Annotated in this window: 5 protein-coding genes and 1 pseudogene; 2 read left to right on the plus strand and 4 right to left on the minus strand. The window is 35.3% G+C overall.

All coding sequences use genetic code 11. The features are described from left to right. Nucleotides 1–412 precede the first annotated feature (412 nt). Both BA81_RS18855 and BA81_RS18860 read left to right on the plus strand, forming a co-directional pair. Nucleotides 413–718 carry a hypothetical protein gene (locus tag BA81_RS18855; RefSeq protein WP_034284315.1) on the plus strand — a complete coding sequence of 102 codons (306 nt, stop codon included), beginning with the start codon at nt 413–415 and terminating at the stop codon, nt 716–718. 718 nt (nt 719–1,436) lie between these two features. Next, nucleotides 1,437–2,159, plus strand: coding sequence for a hypothetical protein (locus BA81_RS18860; RefSeq protein WP_034284316.1), 723 nt, complete (start codon nt 1,437–1,439; stop codon nt 2,157–2,159). A 30-nt stretch (nt 2,160–2,189) separates the two neighbouring features. Here the strand turns inward: BA81_RS18860 and BA81_RS18865 are convergent. From BA81_RS18865 to BA81_RS18880, 4 genes and pseudogenes are all read right to left on the minus strand, one after another. Continuing rightward, nucleotides 2,190–3,340 (minus strand): annotated as a pseudogene (locus tag BA81_RS18865) (protein rep). A 371-nt stretch (nt 3,341–3,711) separates the two neighbouring features. After that, nucleotides 3,712–4,305, minus strand: a complete 594-nt coding sequence (locus tag BA81_RS18875) for a PBECR4 domain-containing protein (RefSeq protein ID WP_034284320.1) — start codon at nt 4,303–4,305, stop codon at nt 3,712–3,714. Between the two features lie 389 nt (nt 4,306–4,694). Continuing rightward, nucleotides 4,695–4,868: a hypothetical protein gene (locus BA81_RS19625; protein ID WP_155267121.1), complete on the minus strand. Its 174-nt coding sequence runs from the start codon at nt 4,866–4,868 to the stop codon at nt 4,695–4,697. Further along, on the minus strand, nt 4,858–5,970 hold the full coding sequence (locus tag BA81_RS18880; RefSeq protein WP_024018990.1) for a Rap family tetratricopeptide repeat protein: 1,113 nt from the start codon (nt 5,968–5,970) through the stop codon (nt 4,858–4,860). Before BA81_RS18880 ends, BA81_RS19625 begins: the two co-directional genes overlap by 11 nt. Nucleotides 5,971–6,435 lie beyond the last annotated feature (465 nt).

The following is a 6,435-nucleotide window of genomic DNA, read 5'->3' on the forward strand; positions in this document are numbered from 1 at the left end:
AAAAAGTGGTGGCAATTTTGGAAATAGGACACCCATGAAAATGGCGCACTTATACACACCCTTGTGTGAGTGTTAAAATCTCTCGATTTCCATCAAGCGTGTAAAGAAGAAGCCGACTTAATAGCCGGCTTCTTCTGATTCTTCAAACCACAATGCAATGAACATCAAAGTACAAAAAATGAAAGCTCCTAAATCCATCACATTAATTACAATGGTCATCATGTTCACCTCCACAGTGAACGGATTCTACCACAGAAATTTTCATCAAAACGAAGCTCTAAAAAATAAAAAAAATGATTGCGGACAACGCAACCAAAAAAACAATATTCTTAAATCTACCTTAAATCCATTGATACACTCATTCTAATCAGATAATCTCAATATTGTAATTTAATACAAAAGGAGGATTTATATGAATAAAATGTCAAAAATTATAGTAATGCTTATTGTTATTACACTAATAGGAACACCAATAACAGTAAACGCACAGTCACTTACAACTGATTACAACATCGAACAAACACAAAATAATAATCCAGACGAAGAGATAACAAGCGAGAAAATACCACCAGTAGTAATTGCTCTAGCAATTCGAGCACTGTTAGCAGCAGGAAGAACTGAATTAGTTAGATATTTGCAGCAAGAAGGAATTAAAGCATACTGTTCTAAATATAAGAAAAGTGGTCCAAAAGTAGTTTCAGATTTATTATGCAAATAAAGATAAGGGGATTGTGATAATCCCCTTATCTTTAAATTAATAAGACTTAAATTGGCTTTTCAATTTACTTTTATACCGTTCTAACCTTTTATTTTTTTTAAAAGTAAGAAGAGAGCAAATAGTAACTAGGATGAGTAAAATCTCATGATCTTCTCCCCTATTGTCAAAAATACTTCTCATAAGTATCCCCTTTCGAATAAAGACTATTCATTAACAATACTTTGTTTAATAACCTTATTGCAAATATTAGCTAATTATGTAATTTTTAAGGATTAGTACCAATACCCCATGACCTCCAAACATTTCATTGACCACCAAATATTCCTCAAAACGAAGCACTGAAAAATAAAAAAATGATTGCGGACACCGCAACCAAAAAAGAAATTTTTCATAAGTACCCACAACAAAATCAATCAGTGATAGGATGAAAATATATCCATAATAGGAGTTGATATTATAAGAGATTCCAAACAATCATTTAAAAAGAAAGTCATTTACACTCATTTGAAGAAATAATTGTATAGAACTGTTCCACCTATAACCAATAAAATCAGTATAATCATAAAACCTGGTTTACCAAAAAAAAGTCTATCAAATTCATTATTATCATTTCTCATAATCACAACTCCGTCCTTAGTTTTTTGAATGTTCTGCTTTTAAAAAATAATCCCATTAATGTAAATATAACAGAAATGTTTAATTAGAAAGGATGTTTTCTATGAAGAAAATTATCAGCTTACTTGTCATTAGTATCATTTTTCTAACCGGTTTTAATTCTGTATCTCTAGCTCAATCTAGCGAAACAAAATCCGTATTCAATCGAGAAAAAAGTATTGAGGAATCCTATGAAGATGCAATTAATGGCATCTCAGACCTTCAAGAAAATTCAATTGGATTAAGCTCAGTTAACATCAACTCTAAAACAAATGACACTTCATCTAGTGTAAAGCAATATAGCACCACACAAATCCTATCTGAAACTGTTAAAGAAGACAGCGTTGAACAAAAAATAGCTGTTACAGTTTTCAATAATGTTGCTCTTAAACAGCAAAGTAACGATAACATACGCACCATGGATGATAAAGGAAGAAGCGAGTGGGATTCCAGTCTAGGAGTACGCGCCCACAGTAGAATTTATTATACTATTTCAAAAAAGGACAATGTACGTTATGCAAAATTAAACAAAATAACAGGTGGATGGAAAATTGATGATAGTTCAATCAAATTATCCAAAAGAACAGTAAGATATGGTTCAAGTGGTTGGCCAAGTGGAACACAAAAAGCAACAAAAAACCCATCTGGCAACTCTTACAGTTACAACGCTCCATCATCATGGAAAAAAACAGCTATTGAAGGAGGACGTGCTGTTGGTTCAACTTCAGTAGTCACACTGAAAAGAGGAGGATCAACTTGGACTCTAACACTCGTAAATAATTTATAAAATAAAGCAGGCTGATATCAGCCTGCTTTTCTAATTGACTATGTAATTCTTAATCCCAACATGCCAATGCGCCATAACCTCAAACGTCTCATTGGCTACCTCATCCTCATCTTCTTCAATCCTGATCAGATCTCCGTCCTCGGCATCCGTCAAATTGAGTTCCTGATGGATCTCCTTCAAGATCCCTCCGTAACCGATCAGCCTTCTGGAAGCTAAAGCACCATCCAAGTAATAAACCGTATCCAAATTTTCCTCGGTCACCTCATTCCCACGTATCACATCCGTATCCTTGACAGGATACTTCGAGATTTCAAGAATCGCCTTTTGTTCTTCCATTGCTTCGCGCACTTCTTTTTCAATCGCTTCCGCATCGATTCCCTTTTTTCCTTTGACCCGCTGCACATGCACAATCGGTGTGTAATCCAATTTCATTGCACGCTTCCAAAGGCTTGTCCATTCTGCTTGCTTGATATAGCTTTTCCCTGTGAAATAACTTCGCTTCACTGGAATTAAGACATGGAAATGTGGATGATATGTATTCTCTTCATGGTTTTTCGTAATCTCTAAAGCTCTGAAAAAACCAAGTGTTCCAGATTTCACTTTTTTATATTGAAACAGCTTTCTAAAACCTTGCATCATATCAGTAATTATTTGTTTTAAATGGTCGCCCTCAACATTTTTCACTGTCAACGTGAGAAATACCCATGCGGGCTTATATTGTCGATTCGCTTCTTCAACGATCAATTTATTGTGATAAGCAATTTTCAATGACCTTCGCCACGCACACATAGGGCATAACCTCACTTTACAAAAATAGGCTTGATATAATCGTAGTCTGCCCGTTTCTCGATCTCTCTTAAACGCAAGACATTCCGCACAATCACATACTTTCTCTGCCTTTTTTCCGTAGTAAGGCGCACCGGTACGCTTTTCAAGTCCTTCATAATGAGCCGCCATAAGTGACGATCTCAGTTATCTCTTCTAAACGCAAGACATTCCGCACAATCACATACTTTTTCTGCCTTTTTTCCGTAGTAAGGCGCACCGGTACGCTTTTCAAGTCCTTCATAATGAGCCGCCATCAATGACGATCTCACCTTCTTCCCTCGCCAATCCCGCTTTTTACCTGTTGCGGTTTTGTCCTCAAGGATGCTATAATTCGATTCAGATGAATATAACAAAGCAAAAAACTCCTTCTGCGCTAGTTCTCTAGCATTCTATTATTTAAGATTCGACACCTTAATAATAGCAGATGGAGTTTTGTGCTGTCAAAATGCCTTTAAAGCCTTGACACCATTGAATTTAGCGCACTTTTTCAAAATGACAATGTTTCTATATGTATCAAGATAAGAAGAGACACGATTCTGACTCCGTCAAAATCGCCCAAAAAGCTGGCGGAACCGCCATCTTTTTAAAAACCAAAACATCAAAACCTAAAAGACCAAAGAATAAACCAAATTTCCCCGCAGGGGGAGAATTTTTTTCATTTTTTGACCTATATACACAAAAGTAGTGCCTAGAATAAATTCTAAGCACTACTCTCTTAATATCATCAATCAATCTTAATAGATTTAATTATAATTTTTTTATGTTTACCCACTAATGCCTTTGATGTTCTGCTGTAAACACTAAAGCTTGTCGGAACATATTCTATATGTTCAATTGATTTTTTCTTTCTAAGCTCTAATACAAAAGCCAACTTCGAACCATTTTTTTGAAAAATAAGATCGATTTTTCTTCTCTTAAATGGACTATCCATAGATGAGTGTATAGCTCGAACTTCACAGTTATAATCATATAACATGCTATATAAATAAGGCATAGATTCTATCCTAGACCTATACTCCTTAAATGTACCATTATCAGCTTTTTTCAAAAACTCAATATCCCAAGCTCCACATTTTAAAAGATCATACTGTTTAGAAGGTTGTTTCACATGAATATTATTCCAATACTGTAATCCCATAAGATGGGGTAACTGATTAGCATTGAAATCAATCGTAAAAGAACTGAGTATAATATCTTCAGTAGTATATTGAAACTTCTTATTAGCTATGTACTTATCAAAAAACAATACGAATTCATGTAGATTCATAGACTCATCTTTAAAGCCATCAAAAGTGGATGCCCAGGTTTCCGTATACATTTTTTTCTCCTAAAAAAAGAGTCTGACAAATTTGTCAGACCCTCTGAAATTTCAATGTAAAATATAGGTAGTCCCGTACTAAGCCTTAGGGAGATGGCGGCCGCAATATTTTTTTTCATTTCTCAAAAGAAATGCCGTTGCGTCGGAGCAAGTCACCTACGCTAACTCGCTATAATAATCATACCACCAACAAACACCTCTGTAAATATAACATTGAAAAATCATTATATAATTAACCAAACAAGACTATATTATTCAAAAAAAATTTTTTTTCTTAGGCTCTATAAAAAATCCTTCAGACAATTCCTTTTGGATTCCTAAAAACACTGCTCTAAAGGTTAACTCCTACAAAAAAAGTAGACCTTAAACGGTCTACCCAGTGACTTTACTTATGCTCCTGTTGCATTTCTCACAGCTAATTGAACTCCCTCATCATGAAAGATTGATTTAGTCGCATTTCTCACTGCAAAGTCAGACTCATTCACCTTTGGCACAGTAGCTGAGAAACTAATAGCTACAGCTGCGATGCACAAAACAGATAAAGCCATTTTCTTAATAGTCATACAAACAGTCGCCCCTTCGGATTTGTTTTTGAGCGTACACCATTTGTTGATAGAAATATACAGAATCCTCCATACGCCCAACTCCAGTATAAAATTCAGCGACTTCAAGTGCCAACTCTTCCAAATATGGATAACCTCTTGCATGATCAAAATTCTTCAGTAACTCCACAAGACCAACGTAATCAGCCTCTACATACAACTTTTTCAAGAAATCAAACAGATGTTGGTACAACTCGTCCTTTCCCCTTATAAAATCAAAGCCTTTATTCAAAAACTCAACAGCCGTCTCATAAAGACCCGTTTTGAAATAAACCAACGCACATTGATAATAAGCTATTTTCAAGTGATCATGCTTTATGCTCGTTAGATACGGCAATGAATCTGTCAAAACTGCTAAGGCTTCATCATACTTTTGAGATCGTTGATAACAGTTACCCATGTTTAATAGACAGGTAGAAATCATAAATTTGTCTTTGATGTCTTTGGCTTTGGATAAAGCATCTTTCAGATGTGGCAAAGATTTTTCATAGCTCTGTAGATCATCATAATTTCCTGAAATAACAAAATGGCAATGAATTTCTCGTTTTATGTATCTTGCATCAGCTCTATAAGCATCATGAGCCAGCATAATGTAATACATAGACATATGAGTTTGTTTCATATGATGAAAAATCTCTGCCATCTTGTAATAGAACTCTGCGCGCTCTAATTCATCTATGACTTTGTCTAGCTTCTTTTCAGCATAGCGATAAAAAGTAATGGCCTTTATATAATCACCTTGTGAGAACTCATACATCCCTCGAAAGAAATTGAAATAGTACTCGAGAATTCCAGTCATCTTTTTACCTTGTCCTTCAACCGCCCGTAAGTACTCAGCTTTGTTGACTTTCTGCTCAACTGGATTCACATATTCCAACATCTGCTGATGTCGAAATTCCATTAGTTGAAAATAAAGAACAGCTTGCTCATCTTCTTCCATCACATCAAGTTCTCGCCTAATCTCGGTCCGAAGCATTTCCGCATCTGTCACATTGAATTTTTTGATATGTCGATACCACTCATTTATCTTTTGCCCAACCTCCGCAGAAGATACAGCTGCCATTCATACATCCCCCTTATTTTTTGCCGTTTTATGTTAAATCCTAGCATATGAAATACGGCTATAACGTGCTTGTGTTTCCAGTTTTGAAAATTTTCGGTATCTCGCAAACGTTTTTTAAAACAAATTCAGCAGACAAAACGAAAAAACGCATTTAAAGCCCTTATAAGCGTTTTTGACGCATCCCCCTATTTCAATCACCTGAACAAAAATAAAAGCGCTCAGAATCGAATCTGAACGCTCTCAGAGGCATTTTAGAATTACAACCTCGGTATTTTTCTATATTTAATCATGCACCTTATCGACGCATCCCCCTATTTCAATCACCTGAACAAAAATAAAAGCGCTCAGAATCGAATCTGAACGCTCTCAGAGGCATTTTAGAATTACAACCTCGGTATTTTTCTGTATTTAATCATGCATCTTATCATCCAAATAATAAAAACGTTTAAAAACGAAAACAGCCCA

The organism is Bacillus safensis FO-36b (assembly GCF_000691165.1).
GTDB classification, from domain to species: Bacteria; Bacillota; Bacilli; order Bacillales; family Bacillaceae; genus Bacillus; species Bacillus safensis.

Bases quoted from the DNA above. Each gene is read 5' to 3' on its own strand.
- BA81_RS18880 (WP_024018990.1), bottom strand. From the start codon at position 5,970: ATGGCAGCTGTATCTTCTGCGGAGGTTGGGCAAAAGATAAATGAGTGG.
- BA81_RS18855 (WP_034284315.1), top strand. From the start codon at position 413: ATGAATAAAATGTCAAAAATTATAGTAATGCTTATTGTTATTACACTA.
- BA81_RS19625 (WP_155267121.1), bottom strand. From the start codon at position 4,868: ATGACTATTAAGAAAATGGCTTTATCTGTTTTGTGCATCGCAGCTGTA.
- BA81_RS18875 (WP_034284320.1), bottom strand. From the start codon at position 4,305: ATGTATACGGAAACCTGGGCATCCACTTTTGATGGCTTTAAAGATGAG.
- BA81_RS18860 (WP_034284316.1), top strand. From the start codon at position 1,437: ATGAAGAAAATTATCAGCTTACTTGTCATTAGTATCATTTTTCTAACC.